Here is a 26,385-nt window from a genome sequence, read left to right on the forward strand (position 1 = left end):
TGCAATGGGCTTCCGGCGACGCTGCCGCTCGCCGGACACCCACTGCAGAAGGTTGGAATTCTCATGACTGACAACACCGACGACGCCCCCGTCCTCGACTTGCTCGCCCGCATGACCGCAGACTCCGTGGAGTCCTCCAGCCTGGACCCGCGGTCCCTGTTCATGGTTCGAGTCGCCGCGCTGGTCGCGATCGGGGCCTCGCCGGTGTCGTACGCGCTGAACCTTGAGGTCGGCGAGGAGATGGGGTTGAGCGTGGAGGACATCCGCGGGGTGCTCACCGCCATCGCCCCCATCGTCGGCACGGCGCGGGTCGCTGCGGCGACCGGCAACATCGTCACAGCCCTCGCCGCCGAACTCGAGCTGCTCGACCTCGAGGTCGCCCTGCTCGACGACGAGGAGTAGCTTTCGCCATGCCGAGCGCCAGCGGAGCGGGCTTGCCCGGTTGCGGGGCGCCCGCATGAGCGATCAGCTCACCGTCATCCTGGGCGGCATCTTCCTCGCGCTGGATCTCGCGATTCGCATCGCGGCGCTCATCATCGTTCCGCGCGGGCGCAAACCGACGGCCGCGATGGCCTGGCTGCTGGCAATCTTCCTCATCCCGTACGTCGGCATCATCCTGTTCCTGCTCATCGGCAACGCCCGCCTGCCGAAGAAGCGGCGTGAGAGGCAGGCCGAGCTCAATCGGATGATCACGGCCCGGGCCAGCCAACTTGACCTCGCCGGGGACCGGTCGAGTTGGCCGGACTGGTTTGCCTCGCTCACCCACCAGAACCAGGAGCTGGGGGCGCTGCCCGCCGTCGGCGGCAATACGGCGCTTCTCATCGACGACTACCGCGGGGGCATCGACGCGATGGCCGCCGAGATCGACGCCGCGGCCCGCTTCGTGCACGTCGAGTTCTACATCGTGTCGTTCGACAACACGACCCGGGGATTCTTCGCGGCGATGGAGCGGGCCGTGCAGCGGGGCGTGAGCGTGCGCCTGCTCGCCGACTATGTCGCCTCCCGGCGCACCGCAGGCCAGGAGGAGACCTTCGCCGAGCTGACCCGCATCGGCGTGCAGTGGAGCTGGATGCTGCCGGTGCGGCCGCTGAAGGGCGAGTACTCGCGCCCCGACCTGCGCAACCACCGCAAGCTCGTCGTCGTGGACGGGCTGGTCGGGTTCGTCGGCTCGCAGAACCTCATCGACCGCAGCTACAACTCGAAGAAGAACATCGAGCGCGGACTGCAATGGCAGGAGCTGATGAGCCGGGTGACCGGCCCGATCGTCAGCGCCGTCAACGTGGTCTTCCTCTCCGACTGGTACGTGGAGACCGGCGAGCTGCTCGGCGACGAGGAGCTCGTGCCCGCCACCGCGGTGGCCGCCGACAACTCGCCCGATGCCCTCGTCTGCCAGATCGTGCCGAGCGGGCCCGGCTACGAGGATGAGAACAACCTGCGCCAGTTCCTCACCCTCGTCACCTCCGCCCAGCGGAAGGTGATCATCACCAGCCCCTACTTCGTCCCGGACGAGGCCATGATGTACGCGATCACCTCGGCCTGCGCGCGCGGCCTGGACGTGCAGCTGTTCGTCTCCGAGATCGGCGACCAGGGTTCCGTCTGGCACGCGCAGCGCTCGTACTACGACAGCCTGTTGCGAGCCGGTGTGCAGATCTGGCTCTACCCGGCCCCGTTCATCCTGCACTCCAAGCACCTGTCGATCGACGAGGACGTCGCCGTGATCGGCTCGAGCAACATGGACATCCGCTCCTTCGCCCTGAATGCGGAGGTGACAATGCTGGTGCGGGGCGAGGCCTTCGTCGCTCAGATGCGGGCGGTGGAGCAGCGCTACCGGGATGCCGGCCGGCGGCTCACTCGCGAGGAATGGCAGAAGGAGCCGGCATCCGCGACGTTCCTGGACGGCGTCGCCCGCCTGACCTCGGCGCTGCAATAGCGCCAAGCGGAGCAGCGGCGCCCCATTGGAGCGACTCGCACCCCACCCGACGGGCTGTCAGTACCGGTTCAGCGAGGACGAGACCTGCTGAGCTTCACGAAGCTCCATGTCATGTTTCCGCAGCGCCGAGAGCACCGCCCCACGGATGATCGCCCACAGAGTCAACAACGTGAGGATCACGACGAGGAGCCACCAGGCAACGCTCGCAATCATCATCGGTCAGAAACTTGAATCCCCCATGCTCACAAGATAGCCCGGCCTGTGGAGGGAACCGACCCCCAGAACAGGAGCAGTATCCGAAGGCACATCTTCGAGCGCGCTCTGCGACGCCGAAGCGCGCGGCCGCGCACCATACTCGGTTGAATCAGCTGGTGCCCCTGGAGGGACTCGAACCCCCAACCCTTTCCTTAGGACGGAACTGCTCTTCCATTGAGCTACAGAGGCTGACCCAGAGAGTTTACCGGTTTCTCGATGACGAGATCGGCACCCGCGGGGGCCCGGTGTGGCGGGCGCCCGCCGCCAACGGTTCGCGCATGCACTCGCCACGTCGGCGTGAAGCATTTTGCGACCGAGGCCCGAGCTGGCCTGCGGGCACAGAGCGTTCGCGAGTTTAGAAGGGCGGGGTGTCGGCGAAGCGAGCGGGCGGTTCGGGCGCGGATGATGATTCGGAATCCGGTGGCCCTGTATGGGGCGGTGCATGTTGGATGCGGGACGGTGTGGTCATGTACTCGCGGCCGCCCGGCGAGTTCCACTTCAGGTTCCCGCCGCCGGTCTGCTCGACCCGCCACCTGGAGTTGTGCTTGAGCCGGTGGTGCTTCTTGCACAGCACGGCCAGGTTCTCCTCGACGGTCAGCCCGCCGCTCTCCCAGGCCCGGGTGTGGTCGGTCTCCGAGCGCTCCGCCTTGCGGGTGCAGCCGGGGAACCGGCACGTCTCGTCCCGGTAGAGGATCCAGCGGCGCATCGAGGCGCTCAGCCGGTACTGGGTGGGGTCGAGCTGCAGCGGGGTGCCGTCGACCGGGTCGGTGAGGATGCGGTGCAATGTCGGCGCCTGCGCGACGAGCCGGCGGGCCGTGTCGGCGTCGATCGGGCCGTAGCCGTGCAGCTCGGCCGGCTCCTCGGAGGTGCCGATGAGCGTGTCGATGCCGATGGTGATCTTCGGGACGGCGACGAACACCTCGGGGCGGGCGAAAGCCAGTGTCGGGATGTGGCTGCTCTCGCCGTCGGACGAGCCAGCGGGGAGGCCGAGCAGCAGCTCGGCGGCGATGTCCGCCTCGAGCTGGGCGTGCGTGCCCGCGCCGAGGATGCCGTCGGTCAGTTCGCCTGTGGCCTCGTCCGCTGCCACCACGTCTGCCCCCAGCTCGCCGGCCTCGGCGGCCTCCTTCTGCGCCTCCGTGGCGAGGTCGCCCACCCGGGTGCTGATCGCCAGCGCCTTCTCCGCCTCCAAATACAGGTGCAGCCACGCCATCCCGTCGGCGTCCGGCTCGAACACCAGCCGCCGGTCGCCCCGGGACTTGGATGCCCGAGCTTCGAGGGCGTCGGGGTGCAGCCGGTCGCGGATCCGGGCAACCGCCTTGTGGAATGCGGAGACGTTCATGGTGCGGGCTTTGACCAGGGATTCCCGCTCGAAGCGGGCGTGCAGAGTGGGCGGCAGGAAGACGGCCGCGGCGAGGATCTCGCGGGCGTGCCGCTGGGTGATGGTGCCGGCTGAGAGCTCGGCCAGCGTGTTGGCGAAGGGGCCGCAGAGCTGCGCGGCCTCATAGATCAGGCCGACCATGGTCCGCTCGTGCACGCGCAGGATCAGGGCGAGCTCGGCGGTGATGCTGCGCCTCGCGAACTGCTCGTCCAGGGACTGGCGGCCGCCGAGCGGGTCGGCGATCGCCACCGCCCGGCGCACGGCGGAATCGATCCGCCGGTAGCGTTCCGCCTGCAGCGCACACTCCGCGGAAGCACCCAAGGACAGCTCGGCCAGGTCCGCATCCAGCACCGGATCGAACCCGGATGCGGGGGCCTGCGGCGGCTGCGTTTCCATGACTGAAGCGTCTCACCGACCTCTGACACTGCGAGGCGAAAACAGGCCCGAATCGGGGCAAATGTGGACAACTTCGGCCGTCGTTACCTGATTGTGACCTTGCGGTGCGGCCGGCGCGGGCGAGTGTTGCGGGTGGGCTCCGGGGCTTCGCTCGTTCCTCGCTCAGCCGACGTGGGGAGGGACGTTCGGTCGACGTGGGGAGGAGAGTTCGGTCGACGTGGGGAGGGGTGTTCAGCCGACGTGGGGATGAACGAGGAACGTGGAGAACGGGGCCCGGGGGCGGGTTGGCGAGGCCGGGTCACCGGGTCTCGATACGGCGCTGGCGCGCCTACTCGACCAGCGGAGGTGGGCGCGGCATCCGGGCAAGCGAAGCGGCGATGTTGGCTTCGGTCGCAAGCTCCCTCGAGCCAACGGGTGCGGTCGCACGCTCCCTCGAGCCAACGCTGCGGTCGCACGCTCGCTCGAGCCAACGGGTGCGTTCCGGGGTTACGGCGGCGGGTAGAGGAAGAGGTCGACTTCGCCGATCGGCACTGTGCGCCGGTGGTACGAGTGATCGTTGCCCCAGTTGTACTCCTCGAGCACGACGGTGCCGTCACCGGGCACCGACTGCACGTAGGCGACGTGGTTGGCGGTGAACCACGCGACGGCGCCCGTGATGGGCTCGTAGCTGGTGGTCCAGCCGTTGCTGTTCCACGCGTTGGCCCAGTTGTAGGCGTTGCCGCCGCTCGGGGTCAGCGTCGACCACACCCATTTGAACGGCCCGGTCGCACCGGCATCGCGGTTCAGCCGCCAGGCGACGAAGTCCACACACTCGCGGTAGTAGTAGTTCATGGGCGAGAGGCCGCCGCCCTGGTCGTCGGTCGCCTCCCACGGCCACGGGTAGTCGTCACCTTCTTGGCGCACGCCCGGGGTGGTGTTCGCGCCGGCCCGCACCCGGGCGCTGGCAGCCTCGGCCGCGGCCAGCTCGGCCGCCTGCCGCTCCGCCTCCGCGGTGAGGCGCTGGATCTCTTCCGCGCTCACGGCGGTGAAGCCATCGCTGGTGACGCTGACCTCGGGCGAGAAGCTGGTGATCTTCACGCTCTGGGCGCCGGCCGTGCTCGCCTCGCGGGCGCTGCTCGCCCCGAAGCCCAGCCCGCCGTCTGCGCCGAGGGCATAAGCCGGCAGCGCCGCGGTCAGGAACAACCCGGGCACGACGGCAAAAGTCACGAGCGAGCGCATGGCGCCGCGACGGGCCTGCTGCGGGCGGCGCGGCGCGCTGAGCGCCCGACGAAGTGGGGCGGATGCCGCGGCGGCCCGCTGCACGGAGTCGCGCACCGCGCGGCTGAGCTTCGGGTCCGCACGCGGAACCACGGGGGCGGCGACTTCCGGAGCGGCATCTACGGACTCGACCAGCACGGGTTCGGCCCCACTGGGGGCAGACGCCGAGGCGGATTCTGCGGCGGCCTCGATCGCCCACTGCTCGCGCATCGCACGTCTGCTGGGCAGGGCGGCATCCGTGCTCGGCTCACCGTTGAGTCGGCTTGATGCGGGTTCCGTCACGCGTGGTCCTTTGCGGCACGCGAACCGCGACGGCGGGGCGCCGTATTGCGGTGCTGCTGTGCGTCGTGCTGGGGGCTTCGTACAAGTGGAGCCCGGAGGACTCCAACCTCGCCCACATTACGGGAGCGTAACGGCCTTGTCACCCTTTATCTGGGCAACTCTCACCCGCCTGTTGAGGGTTTGCGGGCCCGTGCCTACTCGTAGGCGCGGCTCACTTCCTCGTCGATCTCCTTGTCGTCGACGGCGAGATCCTTCACGGTCACCCTGGTTGCGTGCGTCAGCAGTTTCTGCACCCGGTCACTCTCCGCCGGGTCGAGGACCAGCACGATCCCGGCGCTCCCGGCATCCAGCGTCTCGCTGATCGCCTCGAGGTCCTTCGACGGCGTCTTGCGCGCGATGTGCCCGGCGATGGCGCCGACCCCGGCGCCGGATCCCCCGGCCACCAGGAGCGCCCCGCCCAGCGCGACGGCCGGGAACAGGGCTACGGCGAGGCCGCCGGCCAGCCCGATGCCGAGCCCCTTCCGCACGCCATGGTGCTTGTGGCCGTCGTCGCGCTTCGGGATGGTGAGCTTGCCCTCCATGTCGCGGTTGATGACCGCAGCGTCGAAGGAGCCGTGCTTGTCGGCCTCGGTGAAGTACTCGTGGATCTTGTCGAAGTCGGCCACGGCCTCCTCCTCGCTCGCGTACTGCGCCGCAATCGCGATGTACGTCTGGTCGGCCATGTCAAAGCTCCCGTCGTCCCCGGCCGGCGACGCGCGGAGGGCTCGCCGACCGCCAGTGTGAGTGGTCGTTGAGGCGACTCTAGGGTGGCCGCCCCGCGTCGCCATCACGCACATTGGATGACGCTTGCTACGCGGCAGGCTCCAGGAACTCGTCCCATTCGGGCAGCGTCCGCTCGGCAACGCGCAGCCGCCAGCCGCCCTCCCTGGGCACGTAGGGCGCGAAGCGCAACTGCCACCCCATTTCGACGGGAGTCCTGTCGCTCTTGACGTTGTTGCAGCGCAGGCAGCAGGCCACCAGGTTCTCCCAGGTGTCACGCCCGCCGCGCGAGCGCGGCAGCACGTGGTCGATGGTGCTCGCCGAGCTGCCGCAGTACGCGCAGCGGTGCTCGTCCCGCCGCAGCACCCCGCGCCGGCTCACCGGCACCATCCGCCCGCGCGGGAGGCGCACGTAGCGGGTCAACAGGATCACCGACGGCCGATCCCACACTCCGGACGTCGCCCACACCGGGTGCCCCGTATCGATCTGCAGCACACGCGCCTTGTCGTTCATCACGAGCGCGAGCGCCCGCTTGAAGCTCACAACGGCGAGCGGTTCGTAGCCGGCATTCAATACGAGCGTATGCATGGTCTCCCTCTCGAAGCAGGCTGCACGGCTTGCAGCCATTCGACTCTCCGACGGCGGGAATACCAGAGCGAGCGTTCAAACAGAAAAGGACACCGTCATGATGACGGTGTCCTTCGATCCACGGCTAGGGCCGGGGCAAGTTTGACTGCTGTGCCTCAGGGCGAATAGGCGCTGGGCATCCGTGGTGTGGATGTTCCGTGCCCTGTCCATCGGCTCTCCGAGATTCCTCAACATGTCAGGGCTTCAGGCTAAACCACTTTTTCCGCAATGAGGCCCCGCAGCACGCCGCATTCTCCACTCGCCACCCAGAGTTCACCCGAGGGGCATGACAAAGGGGCGAGCGGATGCCGCCGACATCCACTCGCCGCTCCCCATCAGAGAGCCCTGACGGGCCTCGGCTAAATGCCGATGCGCACGATGTAGTAGTCGCTCGTCCAGATCGGCTGCACCCGCACCGAGGCGCCCTCGTACGGCGCGTGCAGGATGTTGCCGTTGCCGGCGTAGAAGCCGTCGTGGCCCTCCATGATGACGAGGTCGCCGGGCTGGGCGTCGTCGATCGAGATGCGGGTTCCCGCCGCGCCCTGGCCGTTCGAGGAGTGCGGCAGCGAGATGCCGAACTGCGCGAAGACGTACATGACGAAGCCGGAGCAGTCGAAGCCGGCCGGGGTCGCGCCGCCGTAGACGTAGGGAACGCCCTGGTACTGCGAGGCCACACTGTAGACGGAGCCCAGGTCGTAGCTCGGGTAGGCCGGGTTCGCGAGGAAGTCACCGACCGACGGGCCGGAGTACGACGCGGCATACGAGGTCATCTGTGCGGCAACCTCTGCAGCACGCTCGGACGCGGCCTGGGCCGCCGCGGCGGCCTCAATGTCGGCCTCGCTGACAGCGTCATAGCCGTCGGCGGACACGGTGATCTTGGCGGCCTGCTTGTCGACCTTCACGTCCTGCGCCTCGGCCTGCTTGAGCGCGGTGGCAGCGGATGCCGCGAACTGCTGGTCATCCGCGCCGGGCGCGAACGCGTAGGCGGGCAGCGCGATCGTGCCGATCATCCCAAAGGAGAGAGTGATGACGACTGCGTTGCGCAGGCCCTTGCTGCGGGGCTTGGAGCGCATCGCCTCCGGGGGCATGACCGCCCGGTTTGCGGCTGCAGTGCCGGCCGCGGGGACCACTGCACTGCCTGGTGAAGATCTTCTGACTCCTCGGGGGGAGCGCTTAGAACCTAATAGAGCCAAAGTTACCTCCGGCGCCCCAGCAGCACTAGGTAGCTGCCCCGTCCAATGCGCTTACGCGTATTGTTTTCGATTGCAGAGACGGGTCTGGGGGACGTCTGCTCTCGAGTCCATCGACCGGCTTCTGGTCAGTGGGACTGAACCGAGGTTACCCGGTGACTGCCGCAAAGTCACATCCCGGAGGCGCATTTCTAACAAGTAGATAACGCTTGTCCCGGTGAATACCGCGCGGTTACTGGGATTGCGCGGTCACAAAAATGTGGATCGCAACCTCGTTCGGCAGCTCCAGTCCGTCGTCGAAACCGTCCACCTTCACCGACACATAGGAGCCGGCGGCCGAGAATGTGCCCGTCGCACCGGGCATGACGCCCGACTGCTTGAGCTGCAGCAGCAGCTCCGGGTCGAACTGCACGGGCTCGCCGAGGCGGCGGAGCACGGCCTGAACCGGCTCCGGGTTGCGGCTGACCAGGTCGACGATGCTCTCGACATCCGTCATGAATGGGGCCGCGGGCGGCTGGCCGAGCTCTTCGAGCCCGGGAATCGGGGTGCCGTAGGGCGATTCGGTGGGGAATTTGAGGATCTCGAGAAGCTTGCGCTCGACCTGCTCGCTCATCACGTGCTCCCAGCGGCAGGCCTCGTCGTGCACGAGTTCCCACTCGAGGCCGATGACCTCAGAGAGCAGCACCTCGGCGAGGCGGTGCTTGCGCATCACGTGCACGGCCTTGCTCCGGCCGGCCTCCGTCAGCTCAAGGTGTCGGTCGCCAGAGACGACGACGAGTCCGTCACGCTCCATACGGGCGATGGTCTGCGACACGGTGGGACCGGAGTGGCCGAGCCGCTCCGAGATGCGCGCACGCAGAGGAACGATGTTCTCCTCTTCCAGATCAAGGATCGTTCGGAGGTACATCTCCGTGGTGTCGATGAGATCCGTCATTCGCGCCTCCCCGTTTTTAACTCACGCAGGCGTGCGCGACAAGAAGACGCGCACGCAGGTAACAAGACTACCCGCCCGGCAGGGCACACCTAGACTTGTTGCATGCCGCAGATCACGATTCCCGCTTCCCTCCTGCCCGCTGATGGTCGATTTGGATGCGGGCCGTCCAAGGTTCGACGCGAACAGCTCGACTACCTGGCCGGCGCCGGGGCCTCCATCCTCGGAACGTCGCACCGCCAGGCACCGGTCAAGGACATGGTCGGCCGGGTGCGCTCTGGCCTCAGCGAGCTGTTCCGCGCACCGGAGGGCTACGAGGTCGTTCTCGGCAACGGCGGCTCGACCGCGTTCTGGGATGCGGCATCCTTCGGCCTCATCGAGCGCCGCAGCCAGAACCTGAGCTTCGGCGAGTTCGGCTCGAAGTTCGCCACCGCAGCCGGCGCCCCGTGGCTCGAGGCCCCGGATGTGCGCAAGGCCGAGGCCGGAAGCATCGCCAGCGCCGAGGCCGTCGAGGGCGTCGACGTCTACGCCTGGCCGCACAACGAGACCTCGACCGGCGCCGCGGCCCCGGTCAAGCGCGTCGCCGGCGACGCGGGCGCGCTCACCGTGATCGACGCGACCAGCGCAGCGGGCGGCATCGACTTCGAGCTCTCCGAGACGGACGTCTACTACTTCGCACCGCAGAAGAACTTCGCCTCAGACGGCGGCCTTTGGTTCGCGCTGTTCTCCCCTGCGGCGATCGAGCGGGTCGAGCGCCTGGCCGCATCCGACCGCTACATCCCCGAGTTCCTCAGCCTGAAGAACGCCGTCGACAACTCGCGCCTCAACCAGACGCTGAACACCCCGGCGCTCTCCACCCTGCTGCTGCTCGAGAACCAGGTCGACTGGATCAACGGGAACGGCGGCCTGAGCTGGGCCGGCGCACGCACCTCGGAGTCATCCGGCGTGCTCTACGACTGGGCCGAGAGTGTCGACTATGCGACGCCGTTCGTGACGGATGCCGCGCACCGCTCCCCCGTGGTCGTCACCATCGACTTCGACGACTCGATCGACGCCGCGGCCGTGGCCAAGGCGCTGCGCGCCAACGGCATCGTCGACACCGAGCCGTACCGCAAGCTCGGCCGCAACCAGCTGCGCGTCGCGACGTTCACCGCCATCGAGCCCGACGACGTCCGTGCGCTCGTCGCCTCGATCGAGTACGTGGTCGGCCAGCTGCGCTAGCCCATCGAGCGGGCCGCACCAACTTGACGGGCCCGGCCCGCTCGCCACACACTGGCAGTGATGCGATTCTGGTTGAAAGACAGCGAGCGTCGGCCAGATCCGGCGCCGGCACGGGCCGATGCGCGCAAAGCCGTGCTCGCCGGAACAGGCCTTTGGCTGATCGCACTCGTGCTGTGCCTGGTCTTCCTGCCGCAGCTGGATGCCGCCGGCTTCGCCTGGTGGCTCGGCTGCGCCGGGTTCGGGGTCGCCCTGGGCGTCATCGGGCTCGTCGTCGTACAGCAGCGCCGGCGCTAGCCGGCATCGCCCCTCGGCTCAACAAAAAGTGTCCCAAGACTCTCGTCTTGGGACACTTTTTTGTGATTCGCCTACGCGGAGCGCGGGAGGACGCTACTTCTCCGAGTCGGACCGATCGTCGTCATCTTCGTCATCGTCGTCGTCGTCGTCGTCCGACTCATCGTCGTCGTCGTCGTCATCCGACTCGTCATCGTCGTCATCGTCGTCGTCGTCATCCGACTCGTCATCGTCGTCGTCGTCATCGTCATCCGACTCGTCATCTTCGGCGTCATCCGACTCATCGTCGTCATCGTCCGTGGCCGGGACGTCGAGGTGATCGATGTCCAGGCCGTCGATGTCGCCGGCGTGCCGCTGCTGCTGCAGATCGTCGGCGTAGTCGTCGTCGAAGCCGTCGTCGGTGTCGTCGTCGCCCTCGGCGTCGTCGCCGAACTCGCCATCGAGCTCGTCGCCCTCGTCGTCGGATTCGGCCTGCTCGTCGTCGTGCGACAGCTGCGCCGCCTGGTAGTCGGCCAGACGCTCAGACCACGGCACCCACTCGGGAGCGAGCAGCGCGTGCTCACCGGGCATGAGCTCGGACTCGAGAACGGTCGGCTTCGTCTCGTCGCCGATGCGCGAGAGCGTCACGGTCCAGTGCCAGCCCGGGTACCCCGCGAGGCGGCACTCGAACAGCAGGGAGAGCACGTGGTCTTCTTCGGCGACGTGGCCGATGACACGGCCGATCGTCGCCGGCGCGGTGAAGTCGAGCAGTGCGGCGCGGGCCATGTCGACGGCCGCGAGCAGCACGTCGTCGGCCACCGGTGCCGGGCGTTCTGCTGCGGGCTCGGCGTCAGGCTCGGCGTCGGGCTCGACGGCAGGCTCGACATCGAGCTCCGCGGTCAGCTCATCGCTCGTCGCAACGGCCTGCTCTTCGGCCTGCTCTGCGGCATCCGTCTCGCTGTGCATGTCGCCCACGCTATGCGTCGAGTTCGTCGGCAACACGGCGCAGCATGGCCGCCGTGGTGGTCGCCTTGTGACCCTCGGGGTACTTGCCGCGACGCAGCTCGGAACCGATGCCGTCGAGCCACTTGATGAGGTCTTCGACGAGCACGGCCATGTCGTCGGCCTTCCGGCGCGAGGCCTTGGCCAGGCTCACGGGGGCATCGAGCACGCGCACCGAGAGCGCCTGCGCGCCCTTCTTGCCGTCGGCGATGCCGAATTCCAGGCGCGTGCCCGGCTTGACAGAGACGCCAGCGGGCAGTGCCGAGGCGTGCAAGAAGACTTCTTGGCCGTCATCTGAGCTGATGAAGCCGAAGCCCTTCTCGTCGTCGTAGAACTTGACCTTGCCGGTAGGCATATTGAACCTCACTGAGTGAAAACGCGGGCACACCGAATCGCGGCGTCGTCCAGCTCTTAGCTTATTGGGTTGCGACGCCTCCTGCCCCGTATCCTAGAGATTGTGAGCCCGCAGACACCCGAACCATCTCAGCGCCTCGAGCGCGTATTCGCCTATATGGTCGCCGCTGTCGTCGGGGCCTCAATACTCGCCTTCATCGCCGTGATGATCGGCACAGCAGCCGGGGCCGGAGCCGATGACGGTTTCAGCCAGGGCGTCTGGCCGTTCGTGTTCATGTTCCCGCTCATCGGCCTGCCGATCGGTTTTGTCCTGATCATCGCCCTCATGGTGGTCTCCAGCCTTCGCCGCAGCCGTGCGGCTCGAGAGAACAAACGGTAGCGACCATGCTCTCCCTCGCCGCACGACTTCGCGCACTCACCGATGAGCAGTTGGCGGCGAGCCTCGCCCTGCGCGAGTTCCCCGTCGCGGGGGTGCGTGACTACTTCGACCTCGCCGAGGCCCTGCTCGCCCCCGAGTCGGTCCACGCCGCCCTGGCCACGCTCGATCGCACCAGGCTGGCCGTGCTGGCGGTGGCGGGCGATCTCATCGCCGAGGCCACCCCGGCGACGGATGTCGCCTCGAGCGCCGACACCGCCGGTGGCCTCCTGGTCGCCGCGGATGCCGCGGCATCCGCCTCGGCCATCGCCGACCGGCTCTCCGAACTTGGCCACAGCGCCGTCGACGCCGCGGAGGTGCGCGCGCGGGCCGAACGCCTGCACGAACTGCTGCTCGGCACGTTGAGCGAGAGCGCCGACGGCGAGGTGCAGTTCGCGCCGTTCGCCGCGGTCAGCGAGCAGTTGCGCGCCTGGCCCGCGTCCGGGCTGCCCAGCACCGCCGAGCTCGCCTCCCCGACACCGGCCAACGCCGACGACTCCCTCGTCGCCGCGGCCAGCAAGCCGAGCGCCGAGACCGCTCGCGACCGGCTCGCCGCCGAGCACGCATTCAGCTCCACCGCGGTCGTCGCCGAGCTCGTCGCCGCGCTCATCCTGGACCCGGCCCGTGAGCTGGCCCGTGGCGGGCTGTCACTGCCCGACGCCAAGCGCCTCGCCCTGGCGGCGGGGATCGCCTTCGAAGAGGTCCCGCGCTTTCTCGGACTCGCGGAGCGCGCGGCGCTGGTCGAGCGGGAGGGCGCCCTCTGGCAGCACAGCGACGCCGGCGAGGCCTGGTTGCACGGCAACGCCGCACAACGCTGGCGCACCCTGGCCGAGGCGTGGCTGGGCGGGCTCGCCACCGATGTGCGTGCCCTGCTGGCGGAGCGCGCGCACGGCCCGTGGGGCGACTCGTTGCAGACCGCGGTGAGCTGGATCTTCCCCGCCGCCGGCGACACTCTGCAGCAGCGCATCGATGACCGCACCGCCGAGGCGGAGCTGCTCGGCATCACCGCCGACGGCGAGCCGAGCGCGGCCGGCAGCGCCCTGCTCGAGCAGGACGGCGCCGCCGCCGAGCTGGTCGTGGCCGACCTGCTGCCGCCCGAGGTGTCCACCGTGTACCTGCAGCAAGACCTGACGGCGGTGGCGCCCGGCCCCCTGACGCCGAGCGTCGACGCGCGCCTGCGCACCATGGCCGAGGTCGAGAGCCGCGAGCTGGCCTCGAGCTACCGGGTCACCGCGTCATCCATCAACCGCGCCCTGGCCGCCGGCGAGACGGCCGAGAGCATCCTCTCCTTCCTCGCCTCGATCTCGCTCACCGGGATTCCGCAGCCGCTGGACTACCTCGTCACCGAGTCGGCCGCGCGCTACGGCCGGCTGCGGGTGGGCCCGGCCGACGACGAGCTGTTCCAGAGCGCGATCCGCTCCGAGGACGTCGCGCTGATTCACACGGTGGCCGTCGACCAGGCGCTCTCGGCCTTCGGGCTGCAGCAGGGCGGGCCGCACCGGCTGCTCAGCCGCTTCGCGCCCGAGCAGCTGTTCTGGGCCCTCAGCGACGCCCGCTACCCGGTCGCGCTCGAGGACGCCGGCGGCGACGTCGTGCACCTCACCCGGCGCCGGCCGCCGCGCGCCGAGGTTCCGGACCCCGTCGACCCCCTGCCCGGGCTGATCGCGGCGCTGCGCGACTCCGACGCCGACACCGCGCCGACCGGCCAGGCCTGGCTGGCCCGGCAGATCGACCTGGCTATCCGCTCCAAGCACGCCCTCGTGGTGAGTGTGCGGATGCCGGGCGGCGAGGTCTCCGACTACCTTCTCGAACCGGCCAGCGTCGCCAACGGACGCCTCCGCGCCCGCGACCGGCGGGCCGACATCGAGCGCACCCTGCCCCTGTCCAGCATCGCCGCCATCACCACCGCCTGAGCGCGGCAGCCACGCACACTCAGCCGGGCCGCGTAGACTCGGCGGTTATGTCGGATGGCCCCCTGATCGTTCAAAGCGACCGCACAGTTCTGCTCGAAGTCGCGCACCCCCTCGCCGAAGACGCCCGGCACGACCTGGCGGTGTTCGCCGAGCTGGAGCGCGCGCCCGAACACATCCACAGCTACCGGATCACCCGACTCGGCCTGTGGAACGCCCGCGCCGCCGGCCACGACGCCGAGGACATGCTCGCCACGCTCGAGCGGTACTCGAAGTTCCCCGTTCCGCAGACGGTCTCGATCGACATCGTGGAGACGGTCGGCCGCTACGGCCGCCTCGTCATCGAGCGCAACGCCGACGGCGAGCTGGTGCTGCGCTCCTCGGATGTCGCCGTGCTCACCGAGGTCGCGAACGCGAAGAAGATCGCGCCGCTCCTGATCGGCCACCCGAGCCCGGACACGTTCAACATCGAACCGTGGGCGCGCGGCGCCCTCAAGCAGGAGCTGGTCAAGCTCGGCTGGCCCGCGGAGGACCTCGCCGGCTACACGCCGGGCACGCCGCATCCGATCGACCTGGCCGAGGACGGCTGGGCGCTGCGCGACTACCAGCAGAAGGCCGTCGACAATTTCTTCGCCGGCGGCTCCGGCGTCGTCGTGCTGCCCTGCGGCGCGGGCAAGACGCTGGTCGGCGCCGGCGCCATGGCCACCGCCAAGACGAACACCCTGATCCTGGTCACCAACACCGTCAGCGCACGGCAGTGGCGCGACGAGCTGTTGCGGCGCACCTCGCTCACCCCCGAGGAGATCGGCGAGTACTCCGGGCAGGTGAAGGAGGTCAAGCCGGTCACCATCGCGACCTACCAGATTCTCACCGCCAAGCGGAAGGGCGAGTACGCCCACCTCGCGCTGCTCGACGCCATGGACTGGGGCCTCGTGGTCTACGACGAGGTGCACCTGCTGCCGGCCCCGGTGTTCAAGCTGACCGCCGAGTTGCAGGCCCGCCGCCGGCTCGGCCTGACGGCGACGCTGGTGCGCGAGGACGGCCGCGAGAGCGATGTGTTCTCGCTGATCGGCCCGAAGCGCTTCGACGCCCCGTGGAAGGAGATCGAGGCCCAGGGCTTCATCTCCCCCGCCAACTGCTTCGAGGTGCGCATCGACCTGCCGCAGCACGAGCGGCTGAGCTATGCGGCGGCGGCGGATGACGAGCGGTACCGCCTGGCCTCGACGGCCCCGGCCAAGCTCGGCGTCGTCAAGCAGCTGGTCGCCAGGCACCCCGGCGAGCGCATCCTCGTGATCGGCCAGTACCTCGACCAGATCGACGAGCTCTCCGACGCCCTCCGGGCGCCGAAGATCACCGGGGCGACCCCGGTCGACGAGCGCGAGCAGCTGTTCCAGGCGTTCCGCGAGGGATCGATCGAGGTGCTCGTGGTCTCCAAGGTCGCCAACTTCTCGGTGGACCTGCCCGAGGCGACGGTGGCCATCCAGGTGTCCGGCTCGTTCGGCTCCCGGCAGGAGGAGGCCCAGCGCCTCGGCCGCCTGCTGCGACCGAAGGAGTCCGGCCTGACCGCGAGCTTCTACTCGCTGGTCGCGCGCGACACCGTCGACCAGGACTTCGCGCAGAACCGTCAGCGCTTCCTCGCCGAGCAGGGCTACAGCTACACGATCCTCGACGCGCACGCACTGGACGCAGCGGAGACCGACGCCGCATAGCGGACGCGGCCGCCGCTAGCCGGCGCGCTCGTAGCGCAGCAGCAGCAGGTCGTCGGCGGGGTAGGCGTGCAGCAGCCGCATCCGCCGTGGGGCCTCGACCACGCCCCGGGCGATGCGCCCGGCCTCCCCGCCGAGCAACAGCGGGCTGAGGCTCAGGCAGAGCTCGTCGACGACGTCCGCGGCGATGAGTTCGCCGAAGAGGTGCGGCCCGCCCTCGCAGAGGATCTGCGGCATCCCCCGCTCCGCCAGGGCTTGCACGAGCAGCTCCGGCTCGACCGAGACCTCGCCGCAGTCGATCACCTCGGCGACCTCGGCGAGCGCCCGCCGCCGCTCGGCCGGGGCCGCCGCGTGGGTCAGCACCAGCGGGCGCACCACGGCCTCGGCGAAGAAAGGATGCTCCGGCGGCAGGTCGAGCGACGACGACACGACGGCAAGCGGCGGCTGCTCGCTCAGCCAGTTCTCCTCCCGCCAGGTGATGGCCTCCGCGGGGAGCTGCATGCCGCCGTACCCCTCTGTCCTCACCGTGCCGGCTCCAACCACGATGACGTCGGCGAGGGTGCGCAGCACCGTCATCGCCGCCCGGTCTGCCGCATTGCCGAGTCCGCCGCTTCGCCCCCGCGAGTCGCCGCCCCATCCAAGCTCGCCACGAAGTTCACTCGCAGGCGCGGTGCCATCCGCTCCGGCAGTGCGTAGGCCTCGAAGAGCTGTCGGCTCGACGGCCCGGTCACGTTTCCTCAATCATGAACATTGAACTCCCCCAAGTTGTGCTTCAGATGGTGTGGCGCCCGTAGGCCCAGTATGGCCTCAGTCATCCGCACGGAGGCGACACTTTGGGTAACGTTATGCATCCGCACGATGCGGGCGCCGGCCAGGATGCAGGCGACCATCGCGGCGAGGGAGCCCTCCACCCGCTCCTCCCGCTGCGCGTTGATGCTCTCGCCGATGAAATCCTTGTTCGAGACGGCGACGAGAACCGGGTGTCCGAGCGCCGTCAGCTCGCCGAGCCGCCGGGTGATCTCCAGGCTCTGCAGCGTGTTCTTGTTCAGGTCGTGGCCCGGGTCGATGACGATGCGCTCCTCCGGCACCCCCAGAGAGATCGCCAGGTCGACGCGTCGCAACAGGAAGTCGGCGACCTCGGTCATCACGTCGTCGTAGTGCGGGCGCGGGTACTGCGTGCGCGGGCTGGCCAGGCTGTGCGTGATCACCAGGGTGGCGTCGCTGTCGGCGACCACCTCGGCCAGCTCCGGGTGGTGCAGGCCCGTCGTGTCGTTGACCACCGTCGCCCCGGCCGCGATTCCGCGCCGGGCGACCTCCGGCTGGAACGTGTCGACGGAGATCACGCAGTCGGATGCCGCGCGGAGCGCCTGCACGACGGGCAGCACGCGTGCGCACTCCTCCTCGACGGGCAGCTCCGGCCCGGGCGAGAACGGCACCCCGCCGATGTCGACCCAGTCGGCGCCGGCTGCCACCGCCGCCAGGGCGGCCTGCACGGCGCTCTCCAGCGCGAAGGTCGCGCCCCGGTCGTAGAAGGAGTCCGGGGTGCGGTTCACCACCGCCATCACGGCCACCTGGCGCGAGAAGTCGAAACGCCGGTCGCCGATCTGCCGCAGCGGATGCCGCAGCGTCGGCTGCGGGAAGCCCGAGCCCGCCGGTGGGGCGGGGCGGACCCCCGGGAGGCTCACGCCGTGACCCCGGCGCCGCCGGGCACCCCGGACAGCAGCGAATCGAGCGGCACGGCGGGGTCGGCCAGCCGGGCGGCGTCCACCTGCACCTCGTCGCGGATCAGCGCCTGAACGGTCTCGTTCACGTCCCACACGTTGACGTTCATGCCGGCAACCACCCGGTCCTCCCGCAGCCAGAAGGCCAGGAACTCCCGCTTCTCGAGGTCGCCGCGCAGCACCAGCTCAGCCCCATTCATCAATATGCCGTAGCCGGAATACTCCATGCCGAGGTCGAACTGGTCGGTGTAGAAGTACGGGATCTTCATGTACTCGACCCGCCTGCCCGCCATCGATCCGCCTGCGGCGAGGCCGGCGTCTCTGGCCGTGGCCCAGTGCTCGACCCGCAGCGAGCGCGCGATCACGGGGTGGAACACGTTCGCAACGTCGCCGGCCGCGTACACGTCGGGGTGTGAGCTGCGGAAGCCCTCGTCGACGACGATGCCGTTCTCCACGGTGAGGCCTGCTGTCTCGGCGAGCTCGGCGTTCGGCAGGGAGCCGATCCCGACAACCACGACATCTGCAGGGATCAGCTCGCCGTCCTCCATCCGCACCCCGGTGGCCACCCCGTCGCTGCCCTCGATAGCAACCACCGAGCTGGAGTTGCGGAGGTCGACGCCGTTGGCCCGGTGCAGCGCATCGAACACCATCCCGATCTCCGGCCCGATCGCGTACTGCAGCGGCACGGCTTCCCGCCCGAGCACCGTGACGTCGTTGCCGTAGCCGCGGGCGGCGGACGCCGTCTCCAGGCCGATCCAGCCCGAGCCGATGATCACGACCCGTCGGCCGCCGGGCGCGAGTGCCGCGGCGAGCGCCTCTGACTCGCCGACTGTGCGCAGGTAGTGAACACCGGCCAGCTGCGCACCCGGGCCGGGGAAGCGGCGGGAGCGGGCGCCGGTGGCGAAGAGCAGCTTGTCGAATCCCACGACGCCGCCACCACCGAGGGTGAGGCTGTGCGCCTCGATCGAGAGCCCGGTCGCCGCCTGGCCGCGCAGCACGCGGATGTCGTGCTCCTCGTACCAGCCGTCGTCGTGCACGAAGATGCTCGAGCGCTGGGCGCTGCCGATCAGGTACTCCTTCGAGAGCGGCGGGCGGATGTACGGGTACTCCGCTTCCCCGGCGATGATGCTCACACGGCCGGTGAAGCCGGCATCCCGCACGCCCTCTGCCGCACTCGCGGCGGCCAGGCCGCCGCCGATGATCACGAAGTGGTCCCGCTCGCCGGAATCCAACATGCTCATGATCAGTTCCCTTCCTCCAGGGCGGCCCCGATGCCGCTCAACGTCAGAAACTCGGCCCTGGCCGCGCGGTCGCTGCGCAGCTCGCCGTGCCAGGCGCTCGTCGTGGTGCGGGTGCCGGAGACCCTGACGCCCCGTGCCGCCATGCACTGGTGCTCCGCCTGGAGCACAACGCCGACCCCGCGCGCGCCGAGCTCCTCCTGCAGCCAGTCCGCCACCTGCTGGGTGAGACGCTCCTGCACCTGCAGCGCGCGGGAGAAATACTCGAGGATCCGCGCGAGTTTGGAGAGGCCGATGATGCGCTCCCCCGGCAGATAGCCGATGTGCGCCGTGCCGTGGAAGGGCAGCAGGTGGTGCTCGCAGAGAGAGGTGAATGGGATGTCGCACACCAGCACGAGCGAGTCGTAGCCGGCCTCGTTCTCAAAGGTCGTCGCGGTGAACTCACTCGGCGTGAGCATCTCGATGAGGGCGTCCGCCACCCGGCGCGGGGTGTCGGCGAGATGCGGGGCATCCGGGTCCCGGCCCAGCGCCTGCAGCAACTGGGCCACCGCCGCTATCGCCTGTTCGCGATCCGGCGCGGGCCGTGCCGCGACCGCGTGCACGATGCCGCGCTCCGGCGAGTCCTCGTCATCGAACGCGGTGACAAGAGCGGCATTCTGTCTGGGCATCGTGTCCCTTTCCCTGCGTAGGGCCTCGGGCTGAGGCTAGATCGCTCGGTGGCACTCGTCAATGGCCCGCGCATGCTGCTGCCTGCCGACCACGGCGCACCCGCCGTCTATAACCGTCTGTCCCGAGAATAGATCGCAAAAAGTCTTGCGTCAAGATCTATTTGTTTTAGAATTGGGGCATGCCACCACCGCCACCACCCCTGCCCGAGCGCATCAGCGCGGTAGCCGTTCTGGATGACCCGGCCCGCCGCGCGCTCTACGAGCTGGTCGCCCAGAGCGCACAGCCGATCGGCCGCGATGCCGCGGCCGCGGCGATCGGCCTCAGCCGCAGCACGGCGGCCTTCCACTTGGACAGGCTGGCCGAGGCTGGCCTGCTCGCCGTCGAGTTTCGGCGCCTCAGCGGCAAGACGGGCCCGGGATCCGGCCGCCCGGCCAAGTTGTACAGCCGCGCCGCCGGCGAGCTCAGCGTCAGCCTGCCCGCCCGCCACTACGACCTCGCCGGGGAGCTGATGGCGGCGGCCATCGGCGAGTCCAGCGCGAGCGGCGAGCCCGTGCTCGAGGCGCTGGCCCGCGTCGCCGCACAGGCCGGGCGCGCGATCGGGGCGGGATCCGACGACCTGGGCAGTGCGCTCGAAGCGAACGGGTTCGAACCGCGGGAACAGGGCGATGGCGGGATCGTGCTCGGCAACTGCCCGTTCCATCGGCTTGCCCAGGCGCACACCGCCGTGGTCTGCTCGCTGAACTATCAGCTGCTCTGCGGCGTTGCGGAGGGCGTCGGCGACACGGCCCACACGATCATCGCCGACCCGGATGCCGGCGAGTGCTGCGTCCGCGCGGTCCCCGGCGCGGACTCCCCTCAATAGACACACAGGAAAGCTACAGCTAACGCGCAGATACTGTGACCATGACCGATGGACCTCGCATTCTCATTGTTGACGACGAGCCCAACATCAGGGATCTCCTCACCACCAGCCTGCGCTTCGCCGGCTTCGCCGTGCGCGCCGTCGGCAACGGCGCCCAGGCGATCTCCGCGGTGCTGGAGGAAGAGCCAGACCTGATCATCCTCGACGTCATGTTGCCCGACATGAACGGGTTCGGCGTGACCAAGCGCCTCCGCTCGGCCGGATACACGGCCCCCATCCTCTTCCTCACCGCGAAGGACGACACGGAGGACAAGATCACCGGCCTCACCGTCGGCGGCGACGACTACGTGACCAAGCCGTTCAGCCTCGACGAGATCGTGGCTCGCATCAAGGCGATCCTGCGCCGCACCATGCACGCGGAAGAGGACGCCATCATCCGCACCGGCGAGCTCACCATGGATCAGGACACGCATGAGGTCCTGGTCGGCGACGAGCCGATCGAGCTCTCCCCCACTGAGTTCAAGCTGCTGCGCTACCTGATGCTGAACCCGAACCGGGTGCTCTCCAAGGCGCAGATCCTCGACCACGTCTGGGAGTACGACTTCAACGGCGACGCCGGCATCGTGGAGAGCTACATCTCCTACCTGCGCCGCAAGCTGGACCAGCACTCCAGCGAGCCGCTGATCCAGACGAAGCGCGGCTTCGGCTACATGCTCAAGTCCAAGGGCTGAGACCTGCCCGGCCCGTTGCCCGCGCCGAGCGGCCTGAGGAGCAGCCCGGCTGTTGCTCAGGCTGTCTTCATAGACTGAAGGCCTCATGCACCAGTCACTCTCCGAACGTTGGAACCGCGTCTCGTTGCGCACCAAAATCACCGGTGTGACGGTGCTGATGCTCACACTCGGCCTGCTGGTTGCCGGCATCGGCACGATGACGATGCTGCGCGTCTACGTGCTCGCCCAGATGGATGCCCGGCTCGCCACGACCGCGGCGTCGCAGAGCACCATCGAGCAGCTCGTCACCGTCAGCTGCGAGCCGACGCTCAACACCACGCGCGAGCGCATGTCCTCCGAGTACTTCGTCGCGATCTTCGACGACTCCGGAAAGCTCTGCAACTACAACTGGAAGGACCGCCCGGCCGAGGAGCTGCCGGTTCCCACCTTCCCGCTCGACCTGGCGACGATGATCAAGGCCGAGGGCCGGGTCTTCGACCTGACTGACAAGCTGGACAACACCACCTTCCACGCCGTCGCCGTGCCGGTGACCCTCAACAATGGCCCAGACGGCACCATGGGGGTCGCCCTCGTCGCCGTCTCGCTCGCGGAGACCGAGAAGACCCTCGCCACGTACCTGTCGATCTTCCTGGGCTTCGGCGTCGGCGTCATCATCCTCGGCGCCCTCATCACCCGGATGCTGGTGACCAGCACCTTCGCGCCACTGCGCGAGGTGGAGCGCACCGCCGCCGCCATCGCCGACGGAGACTTCAGCCAGCGACTCGGCGGGGCCACCCCGAACACCGAGGTCGGCCGGCTGAACCGCTCGCTGAACACCATGCTCAACCGCATCGACCGGGCGTTCAAGGACCGCGCCCGCACCATCGACCAGATGCGTCGTTTCGTCGGAGACGCCAGCCACGAGTTGCGCACCCCGCTCGTGTCGGTGCGCGGCTACGCGGAGCTGTACCGGATGGGCGCGCTGCAGACCCCGGAAGAGGTCGCGCAGGCGATGGAGCGCATCGAGAAGGAGGCCATCCGCATGGGCGGGCTGGTCGAGGACCTGCTCGAGCTGGCACGCCTGGACGAGACCAAGCCGCTGGCGCTGGCCCCCGTCGACCTCGTGCCGCTGGCCAGGGATGCAGCGCTGGACGCGATGGCGTCCTCGCCCGGCCGCACCATCACCGTGCTCACGCCCCCGCCCGCCGAGCGCGCCAACACCGGCGAAGTCGCCCCGGTGCTCACCCACCCCGCCGCGCCGGAGGGCGTCAGCAATGCCACCGGCCCGATCGCCTTCGCCGGCGCCACGCTGGCCAGGCTGCGCAGCCGCAGGCCCCGGCGCCCCGGCGCCGAGACCCCGCTCAGCGCGGCCATCACGGCGGGGCCGATCGAGGACGCGCGCTCCGTCATGGTCTTGGCCGAGGAGAACAAGATCCGCCAGGTCTTCACGAACCTGCTCGGCAACGCGATGCGCTTCACCCCGGTGGAGAGCCCCATCGAGATCAGCGTGAGCCTGGACCGCAACACCGAGCGCGCCTCGTTCGCGATCATCGACCACGGTGAGGGCATCCCGCCGCAGATCCGGGAGAAGATCTTCCAGCGCTTCTGGCGTGCCGACACCTCCCGCGCCCGGGAGACCGGGGGCAGTGGCCTCGGCCTGGCCATCGTGTCCTCGATCGTGGCGGCGCACAACGGCACCGTCGACGTCGTGGAGACGCCGGGCGGCGGCGCCACGTTCCGGGTCAACCTGCCGTTGGCCGACTCGGCCGCCGCGCCGAAGACGGTCACCCCCGCCGAGACTCGCTAGCCCGGCCGCGCGGCTGCCGCGACCGCGCCTGCTGTGCACAGCGGCGCCAGCGGCATCCGTTCTGCACAGCGCCCGCTGCGGGCACCCGGCGCCCCCTGCGCCCGCCTAGCCTCTTTGCAGGGCGGTCCTCCGGTGCCGCCAGGACAGGAGCAGAGCATGTCGCAGTTCAGCGTCGACAGCGAGCAGATCATCGCCACCTCGAACGTGGTGCAGGCCGGCATCGAGCGGCTGCGGGCGGAGGCGCACAGCCTCACCGCGCAGGTGACCAACCTGCAGGGCGCCTGGGCAGGGCAGGCCTCGAGCGCGTTCCAGGCCGCCGCGGGCGACTGGCGCACCATGAACCTCCAGGTCGACGCGACGCTCGCCGCGCTGGCCCAGTCGCTGGGCTCGGCCGGCGCGCACTATGCCGAGATCGAGCAGGCCAACGCCCGGTTGTTCCTGCGCTAGCTCACCGCGCCGTTGAGGTTGGCGACGATGGCCGCAGCGAAATCGGCGATGTTGTCGCGGCCTACACGGATGTCGACACCTTCCGGATACATGAACTGATCCGGCAGGTAGGCCGTGAGGTTCAGTTGAATCCAGTTGCCGCCGAAACGGATGTCGGCGGTGCAGGCCTCCTCTGGCACCCCGCAGCGGATGACTGCTGCGTCCCCCGCCCGCAGGCCGGGGACGGTGTCGGCCGTGATCGTGCCGGCAGCCTTCCACCCCTCGTGAAGGGCGTCGAACCCCCACCCGCCGCCCGGGAGGTAGTCGAAATAGCCGATACCGCTGTCGGAGTCCGCCATGTTGAGGTGGCAGCGCTGCGCGCCGGTCTCATTCATCCCGTGGTTGAACTGCCCGACGCGCGGCCCGTCCCAGAAGACGCCGACCGACAAGGGCCCCGCCGCCGCGAACTCCTCCGCCTGGGCATCGCTGAGGAAGTCGGTGCAGTCGGCGGGCAGCGGCAGTACCGTTGTCGGCACCGTCCAGCGCGGCGGAGCCTCGGGTTCGGCGGAGAGCGTCTGGACGAGCGCGTCCGTCAGCGGAGTGATGAGCTCGACCAGTTCGTCGTCATTCGACGTGTCAGCGGCCCCGACCCCGGTGATGGTGAGGTCGACCCACGCCGCGCCGACAAGGGCCTGGAAGAAGCAAGACTCGATTTCGGCGACGCAGCGCGGCCCCAGCGCGTTCTCGCTGTGGGCAAACGGAACCTCCTGCCCGCCGCTGTACGTCTCCGCATAGGCCAGCCACGGGGCCTCACCCTCCGGCACGACGGTCAGGTGCACACCGCGATAGCCCTTCACGCTGGCGGACTCCCACGGCTGCAAGGTCTGGTCATTCGCCCAGACGCAGTTGACGGAGCCCAGCTGCAGCAGCGAGACGGCAACGGGACCGTTGGAACTGTGATCGAATCCGATCGGCCGCAGCGAGAGCTCCTCGGCGAACACCGGTACGAGGAGCGCGGGCGGCACCAGCTCGTCGCAACCGGCCGCCAATCGGGCGCTCGGGGCCGCCTCGATCGGGGCCGCGGAGGGGGATTCGCTCGGCTGTGGCCGTTCGCTCGGCGGCGCGGTGGACCCGGGCGCCGGTTGTCCGGCGCAGGCCGACAGGAACAGTGCAATCCCGAGCGCGGCAGCCGACATCGACCAGCGCCCCACGCGCGTGTACGCGCCATTCTGTGATCCGGCTGAATGCCTCATGCGCGAACTGTATCGTTCGCGCGCGATCGCCGCCAGTGCGTGCCCGAAACCGGCCGGAACGCAGAAACCGGGCGCCTCCCGAAGGAGACGCCCGGCTCAGTTACTGCGAGGTTGTTGCGCGGGGACTTAGAAGTCCATGCCGCCCGACGGGTCACCCATCGGGGCCGGGTTCTTCTCCGGCTTGTCGGCAACGACGGCCTCGGTGGTGAGGAACAGACCAGCGATCGACGATGCGTTCAGCAGCGCGGAGCGGGTGACCTTCACCGGGTCGTTGATGCCGGCAGCGAGCATGTCAACGTACTCACCGGTTGCGGCGTTGAGGCCGTGACCGACGGGCAGGTTGCGCACCTTGTCCGCGACAACGCCCGGCTCGAGGCCGGCGTTGAGGGCGATCTGCTTGAGCGGGGCGTCGATTGCAACGCGCACGATCTGGGCACCGGTTGCCTCGTCACCCGTGAGGGCGGCGATGGCAGCGCCTTCGAAGGCGGTCTTGCCGGCCTGGATCAGGGCGACGCCACCACCGGCGACGATGCCCTCTTCGACGGCAGCCTTCGCGTTGCGAACGGCGTCCTCGATGCGGTGCTTGCGCTCCTTGAGCTCAACCTCCGTTGCGGCACCGGCCTTGATGACTGCAACGCCACCGGCCAGCTTGGCCAGGCGCTCCTGCAGCTTCTCGCGGTCGTAGTCGCTGTCGGTGTTCTCGATCTCGGCGCGGATCTGCGCGACGCGGCCAGCGATGGCCTCGACGTCGCCGGCACCCTCGACGATGGTCGTCTCGTCCTTGGTGATGACAACCTTGCGGGCCTTGCCCAGCAGGTCGAGGGTGGCGTTCTCGAGCTTGAGACCGACCTCCTCGGAGATGACCTGGCCACCGGTGAGGATAGCGATGTCCTGCAGCTGCGCCTTGCGGCGGTCGCCGAAGCCGGGGGCCTTGACGGCAACCGACTTGAAGATGCCACGGATCTTGTTGACGACGAGCGTCGCGAGAGCTTCGCCGTCGACGTCCTCAGCAATGATGAGGAGCTGCTTGCCGGTCTGGATGACCTTGTCGACGATCGGCAGCAGGTCCTTGATGTTGCTGACCTTGCCGTTGACGATAAGGATGTAGGGGTCTTCGAAGACCGCTTCCTGACGGTCGGGGTCGGTCACGAAGTATGCCGACAGGAAGCCCTTGTCGAAGCGCATGCCCTCGGTGAGCTCGAGCTCGGTTCCGAAGGTGTTCGACTCCTCGACGGTGACAACACCCTCCTTGCCCACCTTGTCGATGGCCTCGGCGATGATGGCGCCGATCTCGGCGTCTCCGGCGGAGATGGAAGCGGTCGCGGCGATCTCTTCCTTCGTCTCGACCTCCTTGGCGTTGACGACGAGCTCGGCGATGACCGCAGCGGTCGCCTTCTCGATGCCGCGCTTGAGGCTGATGGGGTCGGCGCCGGCTGCGACGTTGCGCAGGCCTTCGCGGACCAGGGCCTGTGCGAGCACGGTGGCGGTGGTGGTTCCGTCGCCGGCGACGTCATCGGTCTTCTTGGCGACCTCCTTGACGAGCTCCGCGCCGATCTTCTCGTACGGGTCGTCGAGTTCGATCTCCTTGGCGATGGAGACGCCGTCGTTGGTGATCGTGGGGGCGCCCCACTTCTTCTCCAGAACGACGTTGCGGCCGCGCGGGCCGAGGGTCACCTTGACGGTGTCGGCCAGAATGTTGAGGCCACGCTCAAGGCCGCGACGGGCCTCTTCGTTGAAAGCAATGATCTTTGCCATGTGTGATTCTCGTCCCTTCCCGGACGTTCCCAAGACTTTGGATTTAGCACTCAGGTGTTGC

The 26,385-nt window shown here is 69.0% G+C and carries 26 protein-coding genes and 1 tRNA gene; 11 read left to right on the forward strand and 16 right to left on the reverse strand.

The features are described from left to right. The first annotated feature begins 63 nt into the window (after positions 1-63). Positions 64-402 (forward strand): carboxymuconolactone decarboxylase family protein, encoded by a 339-nt coding sequence (locus BLT62_RS15235; protein WP_083364825.1) that lies wholly within the window; start codon positions 64-66, stop codon positions 400-402. A gap of 55 nt (positions 403-457) precedes the next feature. Beyond that, positions 458-1,930, forward strand: a complete 1,473-nt coding sequence (gene cls / locus BLT62_RS15240) for a cardiolipin synthase (RefSeq protein ID WP_083364826.1) — start codon at positions 458-460, stop codon at positions 1,928-1,930. 57 nt (positions 1,931-1,987) lie between these two features. Here cls and BLT62_RS17760 read toward each other — a convergent pair whose 3' ends face one another. The 8 genes from BLT62_RS17760 to BLT62_RS15275 all read right to left on the reverse strand — a co-directional run bounded on the left by BLT62_RS17760 (position 1,988) and on the right by BLT62_RS15275 (position 9,008). Then, positions 1,988-2,146, reverse strand: coding sequence for a hypothetical protein (locus BLT62_RS17760; RefSeq protein ID WP_156786383.1), 159 nt, complete (start codon positions 2,144-2,146; stop codon positions 1,988-1,990). A 153-nt stretch (positions 2,147-2,299) separates the two neighbouring features. Beyond that, a tRNA-Arg gene (locus tag BLT62_RS15245) sits at positions 2,300-2,374 on the reverse strand. Between the two features lie 166 nt (positions 2,375-2,540). After that, positions 2,541-3,959: an HNH endonuclease signature motif containing protein gene (locus BLT62_RS15250; protein WP_083364827.1), complete on the reverse strand. Its 1,419-nt coding sequence runs from the start codon at positions 3,957-3,959 to the stop codon at positions 2,541-2,543. A 486-nt stretch (positions 3,960-4,445) separates the two neighbouring features. Then, entirely contained in the window at positions 4,446-5,498 is a 1,053-nt protein-coding gene (locus BLT62_RS15255) for a CHAP domain-containing protein (RefSeq protein ID WP_156786384.1), read from the reverse strand. A 194-nt stretch (positions 5,499-5,692) separates the two neighbouring features. Continuing rightward, positions 5,693-6,220, reverse strand: coding sequence for a DUF1269 domain-containing protein (locus tag BLT62_RS15260; RefSeq protein WP_083364829.1), 528 nt, complete (start codon positions 6,218-6,220; stop codon positions 5,693-5,695). 127 nt (positions 6,221-6,347) lie between these two features. Further along, positions 6,348-6,845: an HNH endonuclease gene (locus BLT62_RS15265; protein WP_083365520.1), complete on the reverse strand. Its 498-nt coding sequence runs from the start codon at positions 6,843-6,845 to the stop codon at positions 6,348-6,350. Between the two features lie 398 nt (positions 6,846-7,243). Beyond that, entirely contained in the window at positions 7,244-7,972 is a 729-nt protein-coding gene (locus BLT62_RS15270; RefSeq protein ID WP_083365521.1) for a C40 family peptidase, read from the reverse strand. A 334-nt stretch (positions 7,973-8,306) separates the two neighbouring features. After that, on the reverse strand, positions 8,307-9,008 hold the full coding sequence (locus BLT62_RS15275; RefSeq protein WP_083364830.1) for a metal-dependent transcriptional regulator: 702 nt from the start codon (positions 9,006-9,008) through the stop codon (positions 8,307-8,309). 102 nt (positions 9,009-9,110) lie between these two features. Here BLT62_RS15275 and serC point away from each other — a divergent pair, with 102 nt between their 5' ends. Both serC and BLT62_RS15285 read left to right on the forward strand, forming a co-directional pair. Next, positions 9,111-10,226: a phosphoserine transaminase gene (serC, locus tag BLT62_RS15280; RefSeq protein WP_083364831.1), complete on the forward strand. Its 1,116-nt coding sequence runs from the start codon at positions 9,111-9,113 to the stop codon at positions 10,224-10,226. A 60-nt stretch (positions 10,227-10,286) separates the two neighbouring features. Further along, positions 10,287-10,520, forward strand: a complete 234-nt coding sequence (locus tag BLT62_RS15285) for a DUF2530 domain-containing protein (RefSeq protein ID WP_083364832.1) — start codon at positions 10,287-10,289, stop codon at positions 10,518-10,520. Between the two features lie 93 nt (positions 10,521-10,613). Here BLT62_RS15285 and BLT62_RS15290 read toward each other — a convergent pair whose 3' ends face one another. Together BLT62_RS15290 and BLT62_RS15295 are read right to left on the reverse strand one after the other, a co-directional pair. Beyond that, a complete protein-coding gene (locus tag BLT62_RS15290) occupies positions 10,614-11,462 on the reverse strand; it encodes a DUF3027 domain-containing protein (RefSeq protein WP_083365522.1) in 849 nt (282 codons plus the stop codon). A gap of 10 nt (positions 11,463-11,472) precedes the next feature. Continuing rightward, positions 11,473-11,853: a cold-shock protein gene (locus BLT62_RS15295; RefSeq protein WP_083364833.1), complete on the reverse strand. Its 381-nt coding sequence runs from the start codon at positions 11,851-11,853 to the stop codon at positions 11,473-11,475. A gap of 156 nt (positions 11,854-12,009) precedes the next feature. On the opposite strand from BLT62_RS15295, the gene BLT62_RS15300 reads away from it, so the two are divergent. The 3 genes from BLT62_RS15300 to BLT62_RS15310 are packed head-to-tail and all read left to right on the forward strand — an operon-like array spanning position 12,010 to position 15,886. Next, a complete protein-coding gene (locus BLT62_RS15300; protein WP_231919249.1) occupies positions 12,010-12,231 on the forward strand; it encodes a hypothetical protein in 222 nt (73 codons plus the stop codon). A gap of 5 nt (positions 12,232-12,236) precedes the next feature. After that, positions 12,237-14,180 carry a helicase-associated domain-containing protein gene (locus tag BLT62_RS15305; protein WP_083364834.1) on the forward strand — a complete coding sequence of 648 codons (1,944 nt, stop codon included), beginning with the start codon at positions 12,237-12,239 and terminating at the stop codon, positions 14,178-14,180. 47 nt (positions 14,181-14,227) lie between these two features. Beyond that, complete coding sequence (locus BLT62_RS15310; RefSeq protein ID WP_083364835.1) at positions 14,228-15,886, forward strand: DNA repair helicase XPB; 1,659 nt, start codon at positions 14,228-14,230, stop codon at positions 15,884-15,886. Between the two features lie 15 nt (positions 15,887-15,901). Here the strand turns inward: BLT62_RS15310 and BLT62_RS15315 are convergent, their stop codons facing one another. From BLT62_RS15315 to folE, 4 genes are all read right to left on the reverse strand, one after another. Next, complete coding sequence (locus BLT62_RS15315; RefSeq protein ID WP_156786385.1) at positions 15,902-16,459, reverse strand: dihydrofolate reductase family protein; 558 nt, start codon at positions 16,457-16,459, stop codon at positions 15,902-15,904. Between the two features lie 161 nt (positions 16,460-16,620). Then, positions 16,621-17,568 carry a dihydropteroate synthase gene (gene folP, locus BLT62_RS15320; RefSeq protein ID WP_083364836.1) on the reverse strand — a complete coding sequence of 316 codons (948 nt, stop codon included), beginning with the start codon at positions 17,566-17,568 and terminating at the stop codon, positions 16,621-16,623. Further along, positions 17,565-18,845 (reverse strand): NAD(P)/FAD-dependent oxidoreductase, encoded by a 1,281-nt coding sequence (locus tag BLT62_RS15325; protein ID WP_231919250.1) that lies wholly within the window; start codon positions 18,843-18,845, stop codon positions 17,565-17,567. The genes folP and BLT62_RS15325 overlap by 4 nt, the downstream gene beginning before the upstream one ends. A gap of 2 nt (positions 18,846-18,847) precedes the next feature. Then, entirely contained in the window at positions 18,848-19,510 is a 663-nt protein-coding gene (folE, locus tag BLT62_RS15330; RefSeq protein WP_083364837.1) for a GTP cyclohydrolase I FolE, read from the reverse strand. A gap of 179 nt (positions 19,511-19,689) precedes the next feature. On the opposite strand from folE, the gene BLT62_RS15335 reads away from it, so the two are divergent. The 4 genes from BLT62_RS15335 to BLT62_RS15350 all read left to right on the forward strand — a co-directional run bounded on the left by BLT62_RS15335 (position 19,690) and on the right by BLT62_RS15350 (position 23,337). Further along, positions 19,690-20,373, forward strand: a complete 684-nt coding sequence (locus BLT62_RS15335) for a helix-turn-helix transcriptional regulator (RefSeq protein ID WP_083364838.1) — start codon at positions 19,690-19,692, stop codon at positions 20,371-20,373. A 41-nt stretch (positions 20,374-20,414) separates the two neighbouring features. Beyond that, positions 20,415-21,104 carry a response regulator transcription factor gene (locus tag BLT62_RS15340; RefSeq protein WP_047411850.1) on the forward strand — a complete coding sequence of 230 codons (690 nt, stop codon included), beginning with the start codon at positions 20,415-20,417 and terminating at the stop codon, positions 21,102-21,104. A gap of 85 nt (positions 21,105-21,189) precedes the next feature. After that, a complete protein-coding gene (locus BLT62_RS15345) occupies positions 21,190-22,890 on the forward strand; it encodes a sensor histidine kinase (RefSeq protein ID WP_083364839.1) in 1,701 nt (566 codons plus the stop codon). Positions 22,891-23,046: 156 nt separating this feature from the next. Continuing rightward, the gene (locus BLT62_RS15350) at positions 23,047-23,337 is read left to right on the forward strand and encodes a WXG100 family type VII secretion target (RefSeq protein WP_083364840.1); all 291 of its coding nucleotides are present in this window, start codon (positions 23,047-23,049) and stop codon (positions 23,335-23,337) included. Here BLT62_RS15350 and BLT62_RS15355 read toward each other — a convergent pair. After that, a complete protein-coding gene (locus tag BLT62_RS15355; RefSeq protein ID WP_156786386.1) occupies positions 23,334-24,569 on the reverse strand; it encodes a hypothetical protein in 1,236 nt (411 codons plus the stop codon). The two genes, BLT62_RS15350 and BLT62_RS15355, sit on opposite strands and share 4 nt — an antisense overlap. Positions 24,570-24,695: 126 nt before the next feature. Next, complete coding sequence (gene groL, locus BLT62_RS15360) at positions 24,696-26,324, reverse strand: chaperonin GroEL (RefSeq protein WP_083364842.1); 1,629 nt, start codon at positions 26,322-26,324, stop codon at positions 24,696-24,698. Between the last annotated feature and the right edge of the window lie 61 nt (positions 26,325-26,385).

The sequence above is a fragment of the Microterricola viridarii genome (assembly GCF_900104895.1).
GTDB lineage: Bacteria > Actinomycetota > Actinomycetes > Actinomycetales > Microbacteriaceae > Microterricola > Microterricola viridarii.

Coding starts and splice junctions, on each gene's coding strand:
- BLT62_RS15235 (WP_083364825.1), top strand. CDS start 64: ATGACTGACAACACCGACGACGCCCCCGTCCTCGACTTGCTCGCCCGC.
- cls (WP_083364826.1), top strand. CDS start 458: ATGAGCGATCAGCTCACCGTCATCCTGGGCGGCATCTTCCTCGCGCTG.
- BLT62_RS17760 (WP_156786383.1), bottom strand. CDS start 2,146: ATGATGATTGCGAGCGTTGCCTGGTGGCTCCTCGTCGTGATCCTCACG.
- BLT62_RS15250 (WP_083364827.1), bottom strand. CDS start 3,959: ATGGAAACGCAGCCGCCGCAGGCCCCCGCATCCGGGTTCGATCCGGTG.
- BLT62_RS15260 (WP_083364829.1), bottom strand. CDS start 6,220: ATGGCCGACCAGACGTACATCGCGATTGCGGCGCAGTACGCGAGCGAG.
- BLT62_RS15265 (WP_083365520.1), bottom strand. CDS start 6,845: ATGCATACGCTCGTATTGAATGCCGGCTACGAACCGCTCGCCGTTGTG.
- BLT62_RS15270 (WP_083365521.1), bottom strand. CDS start 7,972: ATGCCCCCGGAGGCGATGCGCTCCAAGCCCCGCAGCAAGGGCCTGCGC.
- BLT62_RS15275 (WP_083364830.1), bottom strand. CDS start 9,008: ATGACGGATCTCATCGACACCACGGAGATGTACCTCCGAACGATCCTT.
- serC (WP_083364831.1), top strand. CDS start 9,111: ATGCCGCAGATCACGATTCCCGCTTCCCTCCTGCCCGCTGATGGTCGA.
- BLT62_RS15285 (WP_083364832.1), top strand. CDS start 10,287: ATGCGATTCTGGTTGAAAGACAGCGAGCGTCGGCCAGATCCGGCGCCG.
- BLT62_RS15290 (WP_083365522.1), bottom strand. CDS start 11,462: ATGCACAGCGAGACGGATGCCGCAGAGCAGGCCGAAGAGCAGGCCGTT.
- BLT62_RS15295 (WP_083364833.1), bottom strand. CDS start 11,853: ATGCCTACCGGCAAGGTCAAGTTCTACGACGACGAGAAGGGCTTCGGC.
- BLT62_RS15300 (WP_231919249.1), top strand. CDS start 12,010: ATGGTCGCCGCTGTCGTCGGGGCCTCAATACTCGCCTTCATCGCCGTG.
- BLT62_RS15305 (WP_083364834.1), top strand. CDS start 12,237: ATGCTCTCCCTCGCCGCACGACTTCGCGCACTCACCGATGAGCAGTTG.
- BLT62_RS15310 (WP_083364835.1), top strand. CDS start 14,228: ATGTCGGATGGCCCCCTGATCGTTCAAAGCGACCGCACAGTTCTGCTC.
- BLT62_RS15315 (WP_156786385.1), bottom strand. CDS start 16,459: ATGACGGTGCTGCGCACCCTCGCCGACGTCATCGTGGTTGGAGCCGGC.
- BLT62_RS15325 (WP_231919250.1), bottom strand. CDS start 18,845: ATGAGCATGTTGGATTCCGGCGAGCGGGACCACTTCGTGATCATCGGC.
- folE (WP_083364837.1), bottom strand. CDS start 19,510: ATGCCCAGACAGAATGCCGCTCTTGTCACCGCGTTCGATGACGAGGAC.
- BLT62_RS15335 (WP_083364838.1), top strand. CDS start 19,690: ATGCCACCACCGCCACCACCCCTGCCCGAGCGCATCAGCGCGGTAGCC.
- BLT62_RS15340 (WP_047411850.1), top strand. CDS start 20,415: ATGACCGATGGACCTCGCATTCTCATTGTTGACGACGAGCCCAACATC.
- BLT62_RS15345 (WP_083364839.1), top strand. CDS start 21,190: ATGCACCAGTCACTCTCCGAACGTTGGAACCGCGTCTCGTTGCGCACC.
- BLT62_RS15350 (WP_083364840.1), top strand. CDS start 23,047: ATGTCGCAGTTCAGCGTCGACAGCGAGCAGATCATCGCCACCTCGAAC.
- BLT62_RS15355 (WP_156786386.1), bottom strand. CDS start 24,569: ATGAGGCATTCAGCCGGATCACAGAATGGCGCGTACACGCGCGTGGGG.
- groL (WP_083364842.1), bottom strand. CDS start 26,324: ATGGCAAAGATCATTGCTTTCAACGAAGAGGCCCGTCGCGGCCTTGAG.